General features: G+C 28.5%; 26 protein-coding genes, 2 tRNA genes and 2 pseudogenes. 1 reads left to right on the top strand and 29 read right to left on the bottom strand.

Translation table 11 applies throughout. From position 1 onward, the window contains the following. The first annotated feature begins 59 nt into the window (after positions 1-59). Positions 60-1,694: a putative manganese-dependent inorganic diphosphatase gene (locus HGPT_RS01350; RefSeq protein WP_019138101.1), complete on the top strand. Its 1,635-nt coding sequence runs from the start codon at positions 60-62 to the stop codon at positions 1,692-1,694. 49 nt (positions 1,695-1,743) lie between these two features. On the opposite strand, the gene HGPT_RS01345 is transcribed toward HGPT_RS01350, so the two are convergent. The 29 genes and pseudogenes from HGPT_RS01345 to HGPT_RS09500 form a co-directional block, all read right to left on the bottom strand. After that, entirely contained in the window at positions 1,744-2,295 is a 552-nt protein-coding gene (locus HGPT_RS01345; protein ID WP_019138100.1) for a hypothetical protein, read from the bottom strand. Positions 2,296-2,305: 10 nt separating this feature from the next. Beyond that, entirely contained in the window at positions 2,306-3,682 is a 1,377-nt protein-coding gene (locus HGPT_RS01340) for a DUF4153 domain-containing protein (RefSeq protein WP_019138099.1), read from the bottom strand. A gap of 32 nt (positions 3,683-3,714) precedes the next feature. Next, complete coding sequence (locus HGPT_RS09525; protein ID WP_019138098.1) at positions 3,715-4,062, bottom strand: hypothetical protein; 348 nt, start codon at positions 4,060-4,062, stop codon at positions 3,715-3,717. Positions 4,063-4,152: 90 nt separating this feature from the next. Then, a complete protein-coding gene (locus HGPT_RS01335; protein WP_019138097.1) occupies positions 4,153-5,418 on the bottom strand; it encodes a dihydroorotase in 1,266 nt (421 codons plus the stop codon). Between the two features lie 74 nt (positions 5,419-5,492). After that, positions 5,493-5,801 (bottom strand): CD1247 N-terminal domain-containing protein, encoded by a 309-nt coding sequence (locus HGPT_RS01330; protein ID WP_019138096.1) that lies wholly within the window; start codon positions 5,799-5,801, stop codon positions 5,493-5,495. Between the two features lie 12 nt (positions 5,802-5,813). Further along, positions 5,814-6,371, bottom strand: a complete 558-nt coding sequence (gene efp / locus HGPT_RS01325; protein ID WP_019138095.1) for an elongation factor P — start codon at positions 6,369-6,371, stop codon at positions 5,814-5,816. Between the two features lie 13 nt (positions 6,372-6,384). After that, on the bottom strand, positions 6,385-7,173 hold the full coding sequence (locus HGPT_RS01320) for a hypothetical protein (protein WP_019138094.1): 789 nt from the start codon (positions 7,171-7,173) through the stop codon (positions 6,385-6,387). A gap of 232 nt (positions 7,174-7,405) precedes the next feature. Beyond that, on the bottom strand, positions 7,406-7,840 hold the full coding sequence (locus tag HGPT_RS01315) for a PilW family protein (protein WP_245544066.1): 435 nt from the start codon (positions 7,838-7,840) through the stop codon (positions 7,406-7,408). Next, positions 7,785-8,159 (bottom strand): hypothetical protein, encoded by a 375-nt coding sequence (locus HGPT_RS01310; RefSeq protein WP_019138090.1) that lies wholly within the window; start codon positions 8,157-8,159, stop codon positions 7,785-7,787. The genes HGPT_RS01315 and HGPT_RS01310 overlap by 56 nt, the downstream gene beginning before the upstream one ends. Next, the gene (locus HGPT_RS01305) at positions 8,149-8,589 is read right to left on the bottom strand and encodes a prepilin-type N-terminal cleavage/methylation domain-containing protein (RefSeq protein WP_019138089.1); all 441 of its coding nucleotides are present in this window, start codon (positions 8,587-8,589) and stop codon (positions 8,149-8,151) included. The genes HGPT_RS01310 and HGPT_RS01305 overlap by 11 nt, the downstream gene beginning before the upstream one ends. Further along, positions 8,576-9,739, bottom strand: a complete 1,164-nt coding sequence (locus HGPT_RS01300; RefSeq protein WP_019138088.1) for a hypothetical protein — start codon at positions 9,737-9,739, stop codon at positions 8,576-8,578. Before HGPT_RS01300 ends, HGPT_RS01305 begins: the two co-directional genes overlap by 14 nt. Further along, entirely contained in the window at positions 9,726-10,274 is a 549-nt protein-coding gene (locus tag HGPT_RS01295; RefSeq protein ID WP_019138087.1) for an SGNH/GDSL hydrolase family protein, read from the bottom strand. The genes HGPT_RS01300 and HGPT_RS01295 overlap by 14 nt, the downstream gene beginning before the upstream one ends. A gap of 8 nt (positions 10,275-10,282) precedes the next feature. Further along, a complete protein-coding gene (gene radC, locus HGPT_RS01290) occupies positions 10,283-11,002 on the bottom strand; it encodes a RadC family protein (protein ID WP_019138086.1) in 720 nt (239 codons plus the stop codon). A gap of 27 nt (positions 11,003-11,029) precedes the next feature. After that, positions 11,030-11,605 carry a Maf family protein gene (locus HGPT_RS01285; RefSeq protein WP_019138085.1) on the bottom strand — a complete coding sequence of 192 codons (576 nt, stop codon included), beginning with the start codon at positions 11,603-11,605 and terminating at the stop codon, positions 11,030-11,032. Then, a complete protein-coding gene (locus HGPT_RS01280) occupies positions 11,606-12,115 on the bottom strand; it encodes a Gx transporter family protein (RefSeq protein WP_019138084.1) in 510 nt (169 codons plus the stop codon). After that, entirely contained in the window at positions 12,112-12,501 is a 390-nt protein-coding gene (locus tag HGPT_RS01275) for a NusG domain II-containing protein (protein ID WP_019138083.1), read from the bottom strand. The genes HGPT_RS01280 and HGPT_RS01275 overlap by 4 nt, the downstream gene beginning before the upstream one ends. A 289-nt stretch (positions 12,502-12,790) precedes the next feature. Beyond that, positions 12,791-12,877: transfer RNA gene (locus HGPT_RS01270), tRNA-Leu, on the bottom strand. A gap of 43 nt (positions 12,878-12,920) precedes the next feature. Next, positions 12,921-12,997 (bottom strand) — tRNA-His (locus HGPT_RS01265). 52 nt (positions 12,998-13,049) lie between these two features. Beyond that, positions 13,050-13,633 (bottom strand): annotated as a pseudogene (gene rdgB, locus HGPT_RS01260) (RdgB/HAM1 family non-canonical purine NTP pyrophosphatase). Continuing rightward, a complete protein-coding gene (gene rph, locus HGPT_RS01255; protein ID WP_040542366.1) occupies positions 13,630-14,346 on the bottom strand; it encodes a ribonuclease PH in 717 nt (238 codons plus the stop codon). Before rph ends, rdgB begins: the two are co-directional and overlap by 4 nt. A 10-nt stretch (positions 14,347-14,356) precedes the next feature. Next, positions 14,357-15,388: an N-acetylmuramoyl-L-alanine amidase gene (locus tag HGPT_RS01250; protein ID WP_019138079.1), complete on the bottom strand. Its 1,032-nt coding sequence runs from the start codon at positions 15,386-15,388 to the stop codon at positions 14,357-14,359. Then, positions 15,372-15,704: a copper amine oxidase N-terminal domain-containing protein gene (locus HGPT_RS09520; RefSeq protein ID WP_019138078.1), complete on the bottom strand. Its 333-nt coding sequence runs from the start codon at positions 15,702-15,704 to the stop codon at positions 15,372-15,374. Before HGPT_RS09520 ends, HGPT_RS01250 begins: the two co-directional genes overlap by 17 nt. Before the next feature lie 71 nt (positions 15,705-15,775). After that, positions 15,776-16,768, bottom strand: a complete 993-nt coding sequence (locus HGPT_RS01245; protein ID WP_245544065.1) for an AIR synthase family protein — start codon at positions 16,766-16,768, stop codon at positions 15,776-15,778. 18 nt (positions 16,769-16,786) lie between these two features. Then, positions 16,787-18,076, bottom strand: a complete 1,290-nt coding sequence (locus tag HGPT_RS01240) for a hypothetical protein (RefSeq protein ID WP_019138076.1) — start codon at positions 18,074-18,076, stop codon at positions 16,787-16,789. Between the two features lie 19 nt (positions 18,077-18,095). After that, the gene (locus HGPT_RS09515) at positions 18,096-18,527 is read right to left on the bottom strand and encodes a prepilin peptidase (RefSeq protein ID WP_245544118.1); all 432 of its coding nucleotides are present in this window, start codon (positions 18,525-18,527) and stop codon (positions 18,096-18,098) included. Between the two features lie 6 nt (positions 18,528-18,533). Continuing rightward, positions 18,534-18,815: pseudogene (locus HGPT_RS09510) on the bottom strand (prepilin peptidase); the annotation flags it as partial. Beyond that, positions 18,805-19,188, bottom strand: a complete 384-nt coding sequence (locus HGPT_RS01230) for a prepilin-type N-terminal cleavage/methylation domain-containing protein (RefSeq protein ID WP_019138074.1) — start codon at positions 19,186-19,188, stop codon at positions 18,805-18,807. The pseudogene HGPT_RS09510 and the gene HGPT_RS01230, both read right to left, overlap by 11 nt. A gap of 9 nt (positions 19,189-19,197) precedes the next feature. Next, entirely contained in the window at positions 19,198-19,692 is a 495-nt protein-coding gene (locus HGPT_RS09505) for a type II secretion system F family protein (protein ID WP_245544064.1), read from the bottom strand. Between the two features lie 137 nt (positions 19,693-19,829). Further along, positions 19,830-20,187: type II secretion system F family protein (locus HGPT_RS09500; RefSeq protein WP_019138072.1), on the bottom strand; the 358-nt coding region annotated here is incomplete at its 5' end.

Here is a 20,187-nt window from a genome sequence, read left to right as displayed (position 1 = left end):
ATTTTTACAAGATTTTGACGAATTTGTGTGTTATAATATCAAGGAAATTTGGAGGGTATATGAAAAATAAAATTTATATAACTGGTCACAAAAATCCAGATACAGATAGTATATGTTCTGCCATTGCCCTTGCGGAACTAAAAAATAAAATGGGCGAAGACGCTGAAGCAATTAGGCTTGGAAATTTAAACAGAGAAACAGAATTTGTCTTAGATTATTTTAAAGTTCCAAAGCCAAGAATTAAAAATTCTATAAAACCTCAAGTTCGTGATATTGAAATTGATGCAGCTTATTGTGTAAATCCTAGCCTTTCTATGGCATCAGCAATGGATTTAATCCAAAAAAATAATATCAATTCACTCCCTGTAGTTGACGATGACGACAACTTAATTGGAATAGTTAGTCTTTCAAATATTGCATCTACTTATATGGAAATTTGGGACGACTCAATTATTGGAAGAAGTAAAACAAGTTTTGAAAATATTTTAGATGTACTTAAAGGAAAAGTTCTACACCTACCAGAAAATCCAAGACCTCTTTCAGGAAAAATGGCTGTAAAAGCTATAAAAAATCAAGACCTAATAAAGGAAGGCGACATAGTTATTGTTGGTGATGATATTAAAGACCAAGAGTCTGTCATTAAAAAAGGAATTTCTCTTTTAATTCTTACTATATCAAGTAAACTTGATGATGATTTAATGGAACTTGCAAGAGAAAATAATGTTGCTGTAATATCTACTGGTCTTTCAACTTTTATGGTCGCAAGAATTTTGCCACAAGCTGTTCCTGTAGAATATGTCATGACAAGAGATGACCTTGTAGTATTTCACAAGGACGATTTAATTGACGATGTCAGAGAAAAAATGGCACAATCAAGATTTAGATCCTATCCAGTGTTGGACAATAAAAATAAAGTAATTGGAAATATTTCAAGATATCATTTGATTTCAAATTTAAAGAAAAAAATAATATTAGTTGATCACAATGAAAGAAACCAATCCATTGACGACATAGAATGTGCAGAAATAATTCAAATTGTAGATCACCACAGAGTTGCAAATATATCAACATCTTCGCCAATATATTTTAGAAACGAACCTGTTGGATCTACTGCTACAATTATATCAAAAATGTTTTTTGAAAATGGGATAAAACCATCAAGAGAAATAGCAGGACTTCTTTGTGCAGCAATTATTTCTGATACACTTTTATTTAGATCTCCTACATCAACTGAAACTGATAAATATGTTTTAAATAAAATGAAAAAAATTGCAGCAATTGATGTTGATGATTTTGCAATGAAGATGTTTAGAGCAGGAACAAGTCTTGAAGGCAGAAAACCTGACGAGTTATTAAAATCTGATGTCAAAAACTTTTCCATTGAAGGTGTAAATGTGAGAGTTTGTCAAATTTTTACAATGGATCTTGAAAGCACAGTTTCTGTGGAAAAAGATTTAAAAGAAGCTATGGAAAATTTCGTGGCAACATCAGATGCTGAAACTTTTGTATTAATGATTACAGATATATTTAAGGAAGTTTCCGAAGTCATCTTAGCTGGTTCCTTTAAAGAATCAATTGCAAGGAAGTTTGGAAAAGATCTTGTTTCTGATAAGTTTCTATCAGAAGGCTTGCTTTCTAGAAAAAAACAACTTCTTCCAAAAATTTCTGCCGCTATATCTGAAGAACTTTCTTAAAAAAAATAAGAGCCTATCCCATTAACTGAGATAGACTCTTTTTTATTATCTAATGGCAACAATCTCCACCACATCCACAGGAATCATCTTTGTCATGTGAATGACAGTCGCAATTATTTTCGTGTTCATGGTCATGATTGTGATGGTGCTCTTCATCTTCTTCACTATCTTTTTCTATATATACATTTACTTCTTTGATTCCATAAACTTTTTCAAGTTCTTCTGAAAATTTTACAACAGTTTTTTCATCAAAACCGTAAATATAAACTTCACTGCCATAATTTAATATCTCTAATTTTAAAATGCCATCATCATAAAGGCTTATACCCATAAAGTTTAGTGCCCTTTCTCCAAGGAGATTTTCTAAAATTGTTTTCTTAAAGTCTTCATCAATAATTCCTTGAAAAATATATTCATAAGCATTTTCATCAGAATAGACGGCAAATTCGTCAACTATCTTTTTTGATTTCTCATCATCTTTTAATAAAGTGATTTGATAAGAATCACACCTATTTAGGTAAATTCTCAAAATATCTTTTATGTGACTTAGGTCTATGTTTTCATCTATAAAAACATCATTTTCAAAATTTATATAATACAAATTATCACTCCTATTTTGTTAAGAGATAAAATTCCACATAAGCATTTTCTATGTTCTCATCATTTCCAAAATAAAGATTTGTGAAATAAATTTTCATGTTAGAATCTTCGATTGCAAGGTCTTCTAAGTTGATTTCATTTTTTGTTTTCTTTAGAGTTTTTAATTTATCTCTTAGACCAATTAAATCAATAGTTTTTTGCAATCTATATTCTTCATTAATTTTCTTATAAATATTTATTTCTTTTTTCTCTCTTTCAAATTTGTAATTTCCAGAAGTGGAAATATCGTCTAGAGAATAGACAAAAATTATATTTTTATAACCCTCTATGTCCATATTAAATCCTAGTTCCCCTTCTTTATTGACATTATCTGTATAAGAGTAACCAAGATAAGTTTTATCTTCAATTTTATTGGAGAAACCAAATACTCTAGTGAAATTTTCTTCACTTAATTTAAAATCTTTTGGAAGATATTTTAGTTCTTCTATTCTATTTCTTTTGTCCATGTAAGAAACAATATCTATTATTTGATTTTTTACAGAACTGTCAACATTGACATCTGAATTAATATATTGTCCTGCAATCATGTTATTTTCTTTTAAAAGCCTTTCAAACCTAGCATTTTGTGATCTCGTGCTAAGTCTTATTGCAGATGCAGGTCCAATTCCAGTAATCAAAATTATTATTGCCAAGAAAATTGGAATAGTAATGTTTGAATTATTTCTGTAAAAGATATAATAAATCAAAGATAAAAATACCCAAAGTCCTGCAGCAATTACAATGTACCTATTTTCAGTTAGACCATACTCACTTATTCTCAAGTAAATTGCAAAAAACATCATCGCAAGTATAGGAAATAAACTTATTGGAAAAATAACTTTAAATTTATTAATAAAAGCTATTGAATCCACTCTAGACAAGAAAAATAAGTAAATTACAGCAAAACTTGAAAACCAAATCACTAAATTTACAATGAGATTATTAGGAATTTGCCAAAGAACTAATATCTTTATGAAATAAACCAAAAGTATTAGTGTATAAATAATCACAAGTGGTGTAATTATATAAACTAATAGAATTTTAAAAGCTTTTGGATACTTGTAGTCTGTAAAAGAATCTCTAACTTTTGGAAAATCTTGGAAAAAAGTTATCACGTTAAATAGGATAAAAGAAATAATTCCTATTCTAAGATAAACTATAGATCCAAAATTAAAGTTAAATAGAGAATTTATAGCAAAAACTATACTAGACATTCCCACAAAAACTATAAAACTATATATGTTTGAAATTATAAAAGCTTTCAAAATTTTTGCCACATAGGCAACATAATCCTCATGATAATTAAACTTTGCAATAAAAGATGATGCTACAACTAAAGCTGCAATCAATGTAAAATAAATAAATCTATCATTGTAATTATTTAGTGGAGCTTTTCGTCAAAAACAAGTTCATAAATGCCATATAGCATTGGCAAAGTAATTACATAAGAAATTATTTTTAATAAATTATTGTTCTTTAAATTTTTTAAGTCATAAAAATTTCTGAGTCCTTCATTAAAAAGTTTTATAAAAGCGTAGAGAAATATTGCGAATACAAAAACCAAACCATAAGAAATTAATCTATTGTTAAAAGCTTCGGAATAGCTATCGTGTGTCGCAAGAACCAAAAATATGCTTCCTAGTATTGCAGAAATTATTGTAAAGGGAAATCTTTTAAAAGTATCTTTTATACTTTTAAAATTAAGTATTTTTAAATTAACTTTTTTCATAACTACCTCCCTTTTTTAATAATATACTAATAACAAAGATTTTTAAAGATTTTGGTCAAAACCTTTGTCATTGTTTCCACTTTGACATATTTATTTTTTGTATACTATCTTTCCATCAGAAATTGTATATATGACTTCTCCCTTTAAATTTTTATCTTTAAAAGGTGTATTAGATGATTTTGATTTAAATTTATCTATTTTATAAATGCTATCAAGATCAATTATAGCAAGATCTGCAACTTCTCCTTCTTCTATTTTTCCTCCATCAAGACCATAAATTCTTGCAGGATTATAAGACATAAGCTCAATTAATTTCATAAGACTTATTTCCCCTGTCAATACTAAATTTTCATAACAAACTGAGAATGAAGTTTCGAGACCAATTATTCCTGAAGGCGCCTTAGTTATTTCTTTTTCTTTTTCTTCTTTTGTGTGGGGAGCGTGATCTGTTGCAATTATTTCTATTGTTCCTTCTTTTAAACCCTTTGTAATTCTAAGCCTATCTTTTTCACTTCTAAGAGGCGGATTCATCTTTGCAAGACTGCCATATTTTAAGACTGCAGAATCATTTAGTGCAATGTGATGAGGAGTAACTTCTGCATAAATATTTGCACCCATGGATTTTCCAAATTTAACTAAATCAACTCCAAGACCTGTGGAAATATGTTGAATAGAAACTTTTGCTCCAGTATAAATTGCTATTGCAACATCTCTTGCTATGAAGGATGTTTCTGCAATATTTGGTGATCCAAAAATCCCTAAACTTTCTGAAACTTCTGAATGATTTATTCCATTTTGAGATATTAATTCTGGATCTTCTTCGTGAAAAGAAATTAGGGCACCTAGCTTTTTTGCCCTTTCCATAGCTTCAAGGATTAATTTTGAATTTCTGTTGGGAATACCGTCATCTGTAAAAGCCACAGCACCTCTTTTGAAATTTTCTTCCATATCTACAAGTTCTAAATCTCCAAAATTCTTTGTTAGAGCTGAAACTGTAAATACTTTTAGTGGTAAATTTCTTGCTTTTTTATAATGTTCTAAGATTTTTTCTTTTGAATCTATTTTTGGACTAGTGTTAGCCATTTGAATTACACTTGTAAAACCACCTGCTACTGCAGCTTGACTACCTGTCTCTAAATCTTCTTTTTGAGTTTGGCCTGGATCTCTAAAGTGTACGTGAACATCAATAAGTCCAGGGACTACAATTTTTCCCTTGGTATCGATTATTTCTTCTTCTGATTCTGAGCTTTCTAAGTTTTTTCCTATTGCAAGAATTTTTCCATCTTTAATCTTTATATCTAAAACTTCATCTCTATTTGATTTTGGATCAATTAATCTTCCAGATTTTATTATCATAAATACTCCTAATAATACAAGTAAAATTTTATATCTTAAAAAAGACGAGGATTACCCTCGCCTTTAAAAATATTTTATTCTTCTTCTGCCTCTTCTTCATCTTCATCATAGATGTCTAAATCGTCAAAGTCGAAGTCGTCATCATATAAGTCGAAGTCAATGTCGTCATTTTCGTAAACATAATCTTCAAGATCAGCAAGATCTTCTTCGATAATGTCTACATAATCTTCAATTTCTTCGCGAGATTCTCTCATTTCATCGATAACGTCACTTAGAATATCTACAAGTTCTGAAATAATTTTTCCTTCGTTTGTAGTAGTGTCTAAGTCATAACCATCACAAAGGCCTTGTAGGTAAGATATTCTTTTTAATAAGTATTCCATATTTCCTCCAAATTAAACTCTAGACATATATTCGCCATCTCTAGTGTCAATTCTTATCATATCTCCTGTGTTAATAAAAAGTGGCACATTGAGAGTAAAGCCTGTTTCTACAGTAGCAGGTTTTGATCCACCGCTAGATGTATCACCCTTAACTCCTGGTTCAGTTTCTGTTACTTCTAATTCAACAAAGTTAGGAGGAGTTACCCTAAATGCCTTTCCCTTGTAAAAATTAATAGTTGCCATATCATTTTCTTTTATAAAGTTAAGAGCTTCTTCAACCATATCTTTTTCTAATGGAATTTGTTCATAAGATTCTTGGTCCATAAAATAATAAAGTTCACCATCAGAATATAGGTATTGCATTTCTTTATTTTCAATTACAACTTTTTCAAATTTTTCAGATGGGTTAAAAGTTGTGTCCTTGATTCCACCTGTAAGTACTGATTTAATTTTACTTCTTACAAATGCTGCTCCCTTTCCAGGTTTAACGTGTTGGAAATCAATAACTTCCCAAACATCTCCGTCCCATTCAAATGTAAGTCCTTTTCTTAGTTCTCCTGCGTTGATCATATTTTCCTCCATTTTAAGTATTATCTTCTATTTCATTATAGTTAATTGCCATTGGCTGAAATTTTATGTATTCAGGCAACAAATAACCGTAGATCTCGAAGACTCGCTTAGAATATTCTACACTTATATTTAATTCTTTATCATATAAGTTTATTAAATATCCATCTACTCCTAAATTATTTGAAATTTGTGCATTCTCTTTTAAAATAATTATACCAGATATTACATTATCATTAAACAAAACTTTATCATTTAATATGAAAATTTGATAATTACTTCCAGACTCAAAGCTAAGTGATCCTGAATTTTGAACAATTATTTCTGTGGATTTTATTTTATAAACTTTATTTCGCTTTTTAATAAATGAATCTGTTTCTTCATCATATTCTTCAACTTCCTCAAGAATATAGGGATAAGCATATATAAAATCACCATCAAGTACAATAACTTTTGAACTTTTATTTATCCATGACTCATCTTCATAAGCTTGTCTTATTTTTTCAAGATAATTTGTAGAAACTTTTCCAGAATTTAAAATCCCATCTTTTTCTTCATAAATTTTATTAATGTATTTTGCTCTCATATTTGAGCTTGCAAGTGTGTTTTTATATTTAACATTTGCCTTTAAATCAACATAATTGATTTCTTTTTTATCCTTATCCAAGTAATCTGATTTAGATAAGCTCATACTCAAAACTTCTGTGTCCTTTGGAGAAGAATTTACGCTTAAATTTCTCTTTCTTGTATCGCTAAAAATAAAATTAGATAGTTCTTCTTCAAAGTCTTCTTCAGAGATTTTCATATTTAAAACTGATTCAGCGGCATAATTCGCTTGGATTCCATCTAATCTATTTTTGCTAATATTAGTTGAATTAGAAAGATAAGAATAGATAAAGTAAAAAAGATTGCCAGAAGACTAATAAGAATAATTGTAAAAATGTATATATAACCCTTTTCTCTCTTATTCATAAAGCTTAATCCTCTTTGCAATCTTTGTAGAAATTTCATCTTCGTCCTTGTACTTTATTTTGATTCTAAAAAAATACTCCTTCATCACTTACAGAAAAATCATCTACCTTGTCTATAATTGCATTTGCTCCCTTGTTCTTTATTTCTCCACTTGTAACAATAGAATCTTCTAATCTTGAAAATCTGTATATTTCTTTATCTTTTAAAGCAAAACTTATGTAATTATAATTTTTTCCCAATCTCTCTACAAAGTATAAATTTCCATTTAAATTTACATAAAACTCACTAGAAGCAATTTCATCTTTTATGTATTCAAGAGCATAGGATACATCAGAATTTACATTTTCATTTAAGTAAGTTTTACTAAGAGTTTTTTGTGAAACTCCTAGAATTGATGTCAAAACCATTCCAATTATTAAAAGCATGCCCATGGAAACCACTAATTCAATAAGTGAATAGCCCTTTTTTCGGCAAGTAAATTTCCATTTTAACTTCTTCATCTGAATTTCGCCTCTTTCCACTTACAATTAAATGATTTAAATTCCCTTGCTCCTCATTTTGAATATTAATTTTAAATTTATCATTTATATTATCATTTGAACTAAAATCAATTGACAGGTCCTCATTGTTATAAGACTCTCCAATAATTTCTTCCATTCTCGAGCTTACAACATTTATAAGTTCTTCTCTTTCTCTAATATAGTTTTGGTTTTCCAAAAGACTTATAATATTTGGCAAAATAGTTGAAGCTACTAGGGCGATAAGTGCTATTGAAAATAGTGCTTCCAACATGAGATGCCCCTTATTTTTATTTTTCATACTCACTTATATTCACCTTACCTGTAACTGGCTGGATGCTTATTCTAAATTTCTTCTTTCCCACAGAATATATAAGAGTTCCAGCTGAAGATTTGTCCCTTATATATGATGGCTTTCCCTTGCTAGTAAAGGTTATATTATTTAGATTTGATTCTTCTAATTTTACAAGTTGGTTAAATTTTACTTCCTTACTTTTTTCTCCAAATTTCATTGTATAAGAATTATCACTTATATCCATAGAAGTTCTAGTATTATTTATTTGAGCATAGTTTTTTAAAAATTTTATATCAAGCGCCATTGTCTTAATTTGTTCTCTTGCTTCAATTTTATCCTTGATATTAAAATTAATAGTAACAGTACTGAGAAGAATTAAAATTATAGCAATACTTAAAATCATCTCAATTAAGCTAAATCCCTTAAATCTCTTCATGAAAATCAACTTCCTTTATGAATAAAAATAAATCTTTATCATTTTCAGGAATAAAATAAATATAACTTGTATCGTATTGAAATAAATTAACTCTAAACCATTGACCTTCAAAAATATCTCCAGTGAAGGGCACTTTTTCTCCATAGCTATTTATTGTTCCAAATTCTTTGCATGCTTTGTATGGAAAATAAAGAGACAAAGAAATTCCATCACAAGACCTATCGAGACCAAGTTTTATCATATCAGTGAGATTCTTTTCATGGACAAAAACTGAAGCCAAAGCTGAGTCCTTGTAATATTTTATATCTACTCCATCTTCTGTTATAAAACTATAATCTTCAAGATAATTGTTCGAATTTTCATATCTTTCTTCGTCTAAATTTTTATAATCAAAATTATCTTTATCTTCACTTTCTTTTAATAATAAATTCTTATTAGGTTTTGAAAGAATTTCTTCGTGTCCCTTAATTAGGTCTGAATCTTTATTTTTAGACAGGGACTTAGTTTTACTTTTATTAGAACTAATTCTTTTAATTTCTGTATTATTTCTAGTTCCCTTGCTATTTTTTGTGACTTTTGTATTTTCAATTTTTACTATATTTTTCTTTTCTTCTTCCTTATTTTTATTTATATCTTTATTATTTTGATTTTCTACTTCAGCTTCTTCAAAATATGCCTTTTTTAAGTCGCTATAAAAAATAGCCCTTGATGGTTTTTCCGCCTTAAAATTATAAGTGTAAGTAGATTCATCCTTTCTTGTGAGATTAATATTTGAGTAGCCGTAATATTCTGTAAAGTTTTTTATATTATTTAAGTCCTTAGAATTTACTTTTCCTCTTATGTATAGACTTTCAAGATCAGATTGGGATTCTTTTGAAAAATTATTATCATCTAAATTATTTTCTTTAGATATCTTTTCTAGTTTCTCTGGAGAAAAATCTTCAAAACCCCTAAATTCATAGTCTTCTACTTCTTTCTGAATACTATTATTTGAATCTAATTCTGAAATCTTTTGTAAGTCTCTTTTTATCAAGAAATTGTAAAATAAAAATTCAGTTAAAAGCAAAATTAAAATACAAGATAAAATTTTTTCTCTCTTTGAAAATTTTCTATATCCAATTTTTTTGCAAAAAATATCAAATATATCCATTTAATTCTTCCTCAAGATAGACTGCAAGTTTTTTGTGAAGATTTGAATTTGGATGAATTCCATCAATTAAATCTTCTTCAATTGAATTTTCTTTGGCAAAATCGAAAAATGATATTAATTTATAATCGCCTTCATTTTCCTTTAAAAGCCTATCAAATTCTTCGATTTTATTATTTACTGAGCTAAAATTTATAAAAGTTTTATAAGCATCATCTAAATTGTAAATTGAAGTTTGGTAAGGTGAAATCACAAAAATTTTCCCTTTACTTTCTTTTAATTTTTGGACAATTTTAAAAATATTATTCAAAACATATTGAAGAGATTTTCCATTGAAAAAATCATTTAAGCCAATACAAATAATATTTATATCATATGCCATTAAATTATCTAAAGAATACAATAATTCATCGCTTGTAAGCCCATTAACTCCATAATTGTCAATATCATAACCTTTTCCCGATAAATAATAAATTAAGGATTTTCCACCAACTAAATAACCTTCAAAAATAGAATCTCCTAATGCACAAATTCTCATAAGTCCTCCTACAAAATTCCTTCTTCTAAGAAACTAAAGTACCTATTGTCTCCAATAATAATGTGGTCTAAAATATCTATGCCAATAATTTTTGAAGCTTCTAAAAGATCTTTAGTAAGTTTTATATCTTCTCTCGATGGACTAGGATCTCCAGTTGGATGATTATGTAATAAAATTATGCTGTGAGCATTATCAGAAATAGCTGCTCTAAAAACTTCCCTAGTGTGAACTAAAGTCATATCAAGGGTTCCCTTAGAAATTTCTCTTATAAAATTTATTTCTTTTTTTGTGTTTAAGGTCATTATTCTAAAATGTTCTTCTTCCAATACACTCATTTGACTTAAAACATAATTTGCAGCTATAGATGGCGATGTGACTCTTATCTTTGATCCCGTACTTGAAACTGAAAGGCGAATCCCAAGTTGTACAGCTGCAATAATCATGGCAGCTTTCGCTTCTCCGATTCCCTCGACTTTCATCAAATCAGAAAAATTTGCATTTTTTAGAGAACTTAATCCATCAAGATCATTTTCTGACCTAAGACTTCTAAGAACTTTGGTAGCTGTGTCAATAGATGAATCTCCCTTTTTATTCCCTGTTCTAATTATTAATGCCAAAAGTTCTGCATTCGATAAATAATTCGGACCAAATTTTATGAGTTTTTCTTGAGGTCTCTCATCTTCTGGCATTTCCTTAATAGTGTATCTTTCAAAATCTCTTTCTTTCATAGCAAATCACCATTAAAAATAATAAAATTACCACAAATTAAAATTAAATAATCTAATTAAATCCCTATTTATTTTTCCAATTGGAAGTCCAACAATATTAAAGTAATCTCCCCTAATTTCTTCGACTAATAAAGATCCCTTGCCTTGAATCCCGTAAGCACCAGCCTTATCTTTATATTCTAAAGTATCTAAATAGTTTTCAATTTCTAAATCACTTAATTTATAAAATTTTACTGAAGACTTTTCATAATTCACATATTTTATTTTTTCAGATAGTTTGAAAATAGCATATCCTGTGTATACATTGTGACTTCTACCACTTAGAGACTCTATCATTATTTTTGCTTCTTCACGATTTTTAGGTTTCCCCAAAAGTTTTCCATCTAATTCAACTAGAGTATCAGCAGACAAGACAATTAAATTTTCATTATCTTTTGCAACTTCGATCCCCTTTTCAAAAGCAAGACCCATAACAGTTGTCCATGGTGAAAAAGAATCGTCTTTAATTTCATTTATTTCTTTAGTTATTATATCTAAGTCAATAAATTCTCCCAGAATTTCTCTCCTTCTAGGAGAATTTGATGCCAAAATTATTTTTTCCATTTAATCCCTCGCTTTAGAAATATTCGTGTTGTCAACTACATATATGGAAGTAAGCCCTACAAAAAAGCCTGTAAAAATCCCTAAAATAACTAAAATTGGTAAATAGGCTAAAATTGCAGTGGTCTTCATGATAAAAGATGCGACTAAAACCTGACCCAAATTGTGGAAAAAAGATCCAATTTCACTAATTCCTATTAGCGACAAATACTTTTTCAAAAATTTGTGAGCAAGTATCATAGAAATAGAACTTAAAATTGCTCCTCCCATAGAAAAAAATAAACTTGAAATGGATCCCGTCACAAGTCCCAGTAAAATAATTTTAAAAATTGCTACAAAAAATCCTTCCTTGTAACCAATTGAAACTATGCTAACTAGAACAACAATATTTGAGAGTCCTAGCCTTGCTCCAGGAATCGCTACTGGCAAAGGAATCATAGACTCAAATAATCCTAAAACTATGCCCATGGCACTCAAGAGGGATAAATAAATTAATTTTCTATTATTTCTCATTTTATAATCATATCCAAACTCTCATCATCAGGTGCATCGTCAACAATTTTTAGCATTAGTCTATTTGGCAGACAGATAATTGAATCACCATTTAGGCTAATCTTCCCCATCTTCATGCAAATTTTATCTTTGCAGTCGGATTCAAACATCTGAACTTCACCATTTTCTATATGAACTACATTATTTCCATATTGACTATTAATTCTTATATCAGTATCTTTATTTAAACTTACTTCCTTAAAAATTTTTCCATCAACAGTTATGACAACTTTTTTAGAAGAATTTTCATGATCTTTTGGCAATTTATTGGTGAAAAAATAAATAAAAAAAGAAGTAAGAACAATTATAAAAATTACTAAAATATCAGCTTTTTTTATCTTATTCATAAATTCATTATAGCATACTTTTATTTACTAATTACTCAATTAAATAAATATTAAGATTAAATTCTCAATTTAAAAATTTCTAAAAATTATTAATCGCTTTTAAAAAAATATTTAGCTTGAAATAAGTGGTGTAAAATTGGTGTAAAAATTTTAGGAAAACATTGAATTTTTAATTTTTTTACAAAAACTCATTAATTTCTATATTTTTACAAATAAAAAAACTCTTGAAAAGCTCTAAATTATCACAAATCTGTGAAAATAAAACTTTACAAGAGTATTTAAAAAATCTTGGTGCTAAAGATGGGACTTGAACCCATACGACCTCGCGGCCGCCAGATTTTGAGTCTGGTGCGTCTGCCAATTCCGCCACTCTAGCATTTTAAATTAAAAAAGAAGTGCCAGGCACTTCTAAAATATTGTGGGGTGGATAGTGGGAATCGAACCCACGATCTTCAGGACCACAATCTGACGCCTTAACCAGCTAGGCCATACCCACCACGAACAATACATATATAATAGCAAATTAAAAATGTATTGTCAATATAATTTTACAATTTAGAAATTTTTTCCCTTAAATTTTTTAAGGCTCTAGCTCTGTGACTAATTTCATTTTTTTCTTCATGAGTCATTTCTGCAAAAGTTTTGTCAAATCCATCTGCAATAAAAATGCTGTCATATCCAAAACCATTGTCGCCCTTTTCAACTTCAGAAATTTTCCCAGGACAAAGTCCTTCTATGGGGATTATATTTTTATCCTCATCTATTAAAATAATTTGAGTTTTAAAATAAGCTGATCTGTCTTTTTTTCCACTTAAATTTTTTAATAATTTTTCTCTATTTTTTTTATCATCATGCTCTTTGGCATATCTCGCAGAATGAACTCCTGGTTCACCATTAAGGGCATTTACAAATAAGCCTGTATCATCTGCTAAAACAGCAAAATCTACTCTTTGTGCCATAGCCTCTGCTTTTTTAGAGCATTATCATATAGAGTTTCCCCATCTTCTACAACTTCAAAATCAAGTCCATCTATGTCAGATTTACCGTAAATTTCTACATCTAAATCTTCTAAAATTTCTCTGATTTCCCTAAGCTTATTTTTATTATCTGTAGATAAAACAATTTTTCTCATAAATTTTGCTCCAAAATTTCAAAATAATCAAATATCTCTCCAATGCCAGTTTTTGCACCTTCTAAAAATCCATTTAGTTCATCAATTGAAAAAGTTCCCTTTTCTCCAGTACCTTGGATTTCTATTAATTCAAATTTGTCGTTCATGACAACATTTAAATCTACATCTGCATTGGAATCTTCTTTAAAATCTAAGTCAACAAGACTTATTCCATTAACTTTACCAACACTAATTGCTGCTACCTTAGAAATAATTGGATCTTCCTCGAATTTTCCATTTTCCAAAGCTTTTTTTACTGCCAGTTTAAGTGCAATGTAAGCTCCCGTTATAGATGCTGTCCTCGTTCCACCATCTGCTGAAATAACGTCGCAATCAATCCAAATTGTTCTTTCTCCGATTTTGTCTAAATCAATTGAGGATCTAAGTGCTCTTCCTATTAATCTAGAAATTTCGCTGCTTCTTCCGTCAAGCTTTCCCTTAGAAATATCTCTAATTTTTCTTGTTGGTGTTGAACCAGGAAGCATTGAATATTCACTTGAAAGCCATCCTTTATTTTTACCTCTAAGAAATCCTGGAACTTTATTTTCAATCATGGCAGAACAAATTACTCTTGTCCTTCCACATTCAATTAAAACTGATCCATCAGGATGATCAAGATAATTTGTTGTTATTTTAATCGGTCTTGCTTCGTCATTTTGTCTATCTTCTCTCATAATTTCCCTTCTATTTTTCAACATAGCTTCCCATATAGTCTTCTATACCATTATAGAGTCCTTGGGCTAATTTATCAATGTAATCAGGGTCTTTAATCTTTTCCAAATCATCTTCATTTGATAAAAATCCTAGTTCAGCTAAAGCTGCAACATTTTTTGTTTTATTTAAAACTATTATAGCTGGTCTATTTTTTATGCCACGATTAACTGCTCCAGTTTCTTTAATAAGAGCTTTTTGTAGACAAGATGCAAAATCTTTTTGAACTGTGTCTTTTATTTTTACATTTTTTTCTGAAGCATATAAAACTTCTATTCCCTTTGCTTCGGAATTGTCTGAAGAATTAAAGTGTATAGATAAAAATAAATGAGCATTGCCATCGTTTGAAACTGATGCCCTATCTAAAAGTTTTATATATTCATCTCTTGATCTAGTGATTACTGGATTAATTTCTGGGTTGTTATAAAGTTTATCCATTAATCTTTCAGCTACCATTAAATTTAAAGTTTTTTCATAAGTTTCACCATCAAGTGCTACTGCACCTGAATCTTTTCCACCGTGACCTGGGTCAATAATAATGTTCAATTTTCCATTCACTTCAATTTTATCTTTAATAACTCTTTTTTTCTTTTCATCTGACTTGTCAAGATCTGCTTCTTCAAAAATTTTATCCTTATTTCCACCTTTTATTTCATTTTTTATATTAGATGTTTCTTTTTTTTCATCATTTGATTGGAAATAATTGCTATCAAAAATTGAATTTGAGCTTAGGCTTGTCTTTTTATTATTAGTTTTACTATTATTTTTATTATTTGTCTTCTTATTCTTTGAGTTTTTACTATCTTTTTCCTTATCTTCAATTATAGATTTACTCTTATTTGTGCTTATTTCTGCCCTAACTTTGTCATTATTCCAATCGACATTGTAGCCAAAAGTTTCAGATATAAATCTCAAAGGAACCATAGTTTTTACTTCTTTTTTTGGACTTTTGTAAAGTGCAAGTTGTGGGGCTTGAGCATTGTCCAAATTAATTTTTTTGTCCATTTACACTTACAACAGGACTGTTTATCTTCATATTTATAACGTCCCCGTTTAATGTAATTTTTATAGACTTATCCTTAGCTTTCCACTTTACATCTGCTCCAAGCTTTTCTGTAATTTCACGAATTGGCACAAAAGTCCTACCTTGTTTTATGTAGGGAGAAAATTCTGTTTTTAGAGTTTTGTTATTTACAAGAACGCCAGCTTCCTTTACTTTAAACTTAGTATTACCTATGCTTACATTAAATTCTTTAGCTGCAAATACTGGTGTAATCAGCAAAGACATAATTAATATCGAAATTTTAAAAAATTTTTTCATTTAATTCACCTAGATAAAGTTTATATATCTTTGTAACTATTGTCAATAATGTAACCAAATTGTAATAAAATCTACAATATCTTATAAAGCTCATCAGCTCCTGGATCAGATAAGATTATTTCAATGTCAGAAGATAAAACTGCAGCTTCATTTTTAGAATTAACTTCACCTATTTTTGTAACTTTTATTGATTTTTCTTCTGCTTCTTTTTGAAATTTCAAAAAATCTTCTTCATCAAAAATCATGAGCATACTGCCACTGGAAATTAATCTTCTTGGATCAATTTCATAAAAATTTGTAATTTTCTTTGTCACATCTAAAATTGGGATTAAATCTTCATAAATCCTGATTCCATAATTAATTGCACGAGAGGTTTCCCAAACTGCCCCCAAAAGTCCTCCCTCTGTTATGTCGTGCATGTGTTTTACAGAATATTTTGAAGCTAATCTTGATTCTTTTAAAACAGAAATCTCCTTTGATAAGGACTTTGCAAAGTCAAATTCTTCTTTAGTTAAAATTTCTGCAACTTCATCTTTTTCATTGGCTATTATGCTAGTTCCTTCAATTCCAATATATTTTGATATAGCTATAATATCTCCATTTTTTATGCTATCTATATTAGGTCTTTTATCTTTTTTAACTCTTCCTAAAACTGTTGTTGAAAGTAAAATTTTATTAACTGCATCAGTGACTTCAGTGTGACCTCCAACAATATCTACATTTAATTCCCTTGCAGTCCTACTTGCATCTTCTACAATTGTTTTTAAATCCTCAATATTAGCTGTAGGTGGAATTAAAAGTGTCATTAGAACTCCAACAGGATCAGCACATTGACAGCTCACATCATTTACAGAAATATTTATAGCAAGAGACCCTAAATTTTTAGATGCACCTGTTATGGGATCAGTTGATGCAACTATTAAATCTGAACCAAAGTCCATGACAGCATTGTCAAGACCAGTTCCTCCACTAACAAGAACTTCCTCTCTATTAAATTTTAAATTGTCAAAAATATATTTTTCAAGCACTTCTGTCTTTAATTTACCAATTTCCAAAATTAACACCTCTTGAGAATTTTACACTTATTTTATTTGCATTTCAAACTTGTTAAATCCATTTTCTTTGTAAAAATTTTTGCTAACTATATTAAAATCTTTAAAAACCTTGTTAAAATAAGCTTCATCTTTTACTATTCCTCTAACTGTCATTCTTCCCTTGTCAAAGTTATAAGAAGTAAGTACTAAATTTTCATCCTCAAGTTTTTGAATTTCTGAAATTTTATCTATAAATTTTTTATTTTTTTCTTGAAACTTGTCACTGGCAAGGTCCTTATTATCACTTTCCCCAACATCAATCATCTTTACATTTTCACTTTTTTCTTCATACTCTCTTTTTAAATTATTGGAATAAATGAGATTAAAGGCAATTATTGCTAAGAGAGCAAAGGGCAATAATATATTTATATAATTTTTATTCTTAACCTTTTTTGCAGCTTTATCTTCCTTTTTTAGCCCATCTATACTAAGGATATTCTCATCTAAAATCTCAAAATCCAAATTGCTATAGGCCTTAAAAGTATCCTTTATTGTCTTTGAATCACAGATATTCCCGAAAAGTTTTACACTTTCTCCTTTTGAAAATTTTTCCATTTGGCTAATATGTTTTATAAAATAATTTTTGTACTTAAATAAAAAATCTTCTTCGACCTTTTGATCTTCTGGATCATATCTCAAATTTATGATATTTGAAGCATTTTGTTCTTCTAAATTATTATCTTCAATTAATTTTTCTATATTTTCATCATAAATTTTTTCATAAGAATTGACTAAGTTATCTTTTACAAAAATTTCTTTTATGTAGGAAGGTGCTATCTCAATAAATTTTCCATTTAAACTAAAACTCTGAGTTTCCGGATAAATTTCAAAATTATTTATATTTAATTTTTCAAATAAGTCCTTCAATTTTGAAATCATATTTTTGGGAACTAAATCTATAGAAAGGTTAATTGATTCATTAGCTCTTTTGTCTTTATAAAAGATTTCGTAATTATTTATATCAAAATCCCCATAATCCTCAAGTTCAAGTTCTAGAAAATTATTTATATCAGATTCTTCAATTTCTGGAATTTTATAGTTAATGTGGATAAATTCACTAGAATCAAAAAGAATATACACCTTGTCCCTTTTATTTATTTCAGCTTTCTCAACAATTTTGCTGCATTTATAGAAAAAATGGTGGTAATCTAAAATCTTCCCATCCTTATAAATCCTATAAGCTATGGGAACAGTCTTAATTTCTTTTTCATTTCTTGTTTTTTCAATTAAATTTATAAAACCGTCATTAATTTTAATTATTATAATTTTTTCAAACATAAGTCAAGTCACCTGCAAATTAAAAAATAATTATAGCTAAACTCATAAAAGGTCCAAAAGCAATAGAATCTTTAAAACTTTTTTTCTTGGATAAAATTAAAAATATGGAAATCACTGCTGCACTTATAAAAGAATCTCTAAATAAAATAAATGCTTCATACAAGTTTTCTAGAAAAAAAACCATTATAAAAGAATAATAGACATCTCCAAGTCCCATCATAGATGTGAAATAATAAATTGCGAAAAATATTAGACCCATACCAAGGGAATATTTTAGAGAATTAAAAAATCCCAAATGTAAAAAATATTTATAAGCCAAACTTAAAATAAAAATTATAAGAAGATCAACATTATAAATATAAGAAGTTTTGTAGTCAATAATTCCTATAAATACAGCAACAACAATTATCCCTATAATTATAAAAGTTTCAAAGGATACTTTATATTTCATAAAAATTATAAGGGATAATGTTGAAATAAAAAGCTCTATAAAAAATTTATCTTTTCCAATTTTTTCACCACAACTAGCACACTTTCCACCCAAAAAAATATAGGAAAAAACTGGTATTAATTCATAAAAAGATAAAGTCCTCTTACAAGAATCACAATGACTTCTAGAAAATATAAAATCCTCTTTCTTCTCTCGCCTAGTGACAAAAACTTGGTAAAATGATCCAAGTGATCCAGCAAAAATAAATATGAGAAGAGAGAGGAATATTTTATAAAAATTAATCTTCATTTTCTAAAACTAACTTTTTATCAGAAACTTTTACTGGACCTGGTGTAACTGTTACATCGCCATCATCACTTGCTTCTACAGTAAAAGAATCATATCCTTCTAGATGTTTAGCAGGTTTTGGAATCTTTCCACCTTCTATGTAATCTTTTAGATTTTCAAGGCTAATTCCACTTTCTGGATTTGGATTATCTATTAGATACAAAATTCCCGCACTTTTTAAAACTTTAACATTGGCATTGTGAGCAGCAGCTTCTGCAGCTAGATTTGTTGAACTGTACTTCATAGCGGCAATCGAAATTAAAATTGCTATAATGGCTATGACGATTACTAATTCAATTAGGGTGAAGCCCTTTTTCTTCTTCATTTTTTTCATAATTACCTCCTAAAATTGATTTACCATATCAAAAATTGGAAGTGCAATAGATAGCACTATAAATCCAATTATCAATGCCATAATGATTATTAAAACTGGTCCAAGTATTCCAAGTAACTTTTTATTTCTGCTATTTAATTCTTCTTCATAAAAATTGGACATTATTGAAAAAATTTCTTTTAAATTTGAAGAATCTTCTCCAACCCTAATCATAGAAATTATAACTTTTGAAAATACTTTTGTTTCATTAGCACTTTTATAAAAATATTCTCCAGACTTTATTTCCTTTAAAATGTTTCTATATTTTTCTCTTAAAACTGTATTATTTTCCATTCTAGAAATTATCTCAAGACTTCTATCCACAGTTAGTCCAGATCCTAGAAGTAAATCCATATTAAAAGAAAAATTTAAATCCTTAGTCATCCTATAATACTTTGATTTAAGAAGCATAGAATGAAATTTCTTTGGATGCTTTTTGTTATAAAAATATGCAATCGCTATCACAAATATTATTCCCATAATTATGTAAAAATAATTATTATAAATAAAATTTGAAAATCCTATTAGCATTCTCGTTGGAGCTGGGAGTAAATTATCATTGTAACTAAAAATTTGGCTAAAATTTGGAATTACATTTATAATCAAAAATTTATTATAAAAATGGAACTTATAAGTAAAATCAAAGGATATGCCATAGCTTCAGTTATTTTTGAATTGGTTTCTCTCTTTTTTATGTAATAATCTGACAACTTGTGAAAAATTTTCCCTAGACTAGAAGTATTTTCTCCAACATAGATCATATTCGTCACAAGACTTGGAAAAGCTCTTGTAACTTCCATAGAATCAGACAAGGAATTTCCTGTCCTTAGACTTTCTCTTACTTCACTTAATATTTTACCCTTTTCTTTTGAAAATTGTGATGACAAAATTTCAAAGGCATTTTCTATATTTATGCCAGAACTTATAAAGAGAGAAAGCTGTCTAAATAAAATGTAGAGA

Origin of the sequence: Peptoniphilus timonensis JC401, from assembly GCF_000312025.1 — a bacterium.
Taxonomy (GTDB): Bacteria; Bacillota; Clostridia; order Tissierellales; family Peptoniphilaceae; genus Peptoniphilus_A; species Peptoniphilus_A timonensis.
Note: the sequence above shows the minus strand (reverse complement) of the source record. Positions and strands in the feature narration are given on the sequence as shown.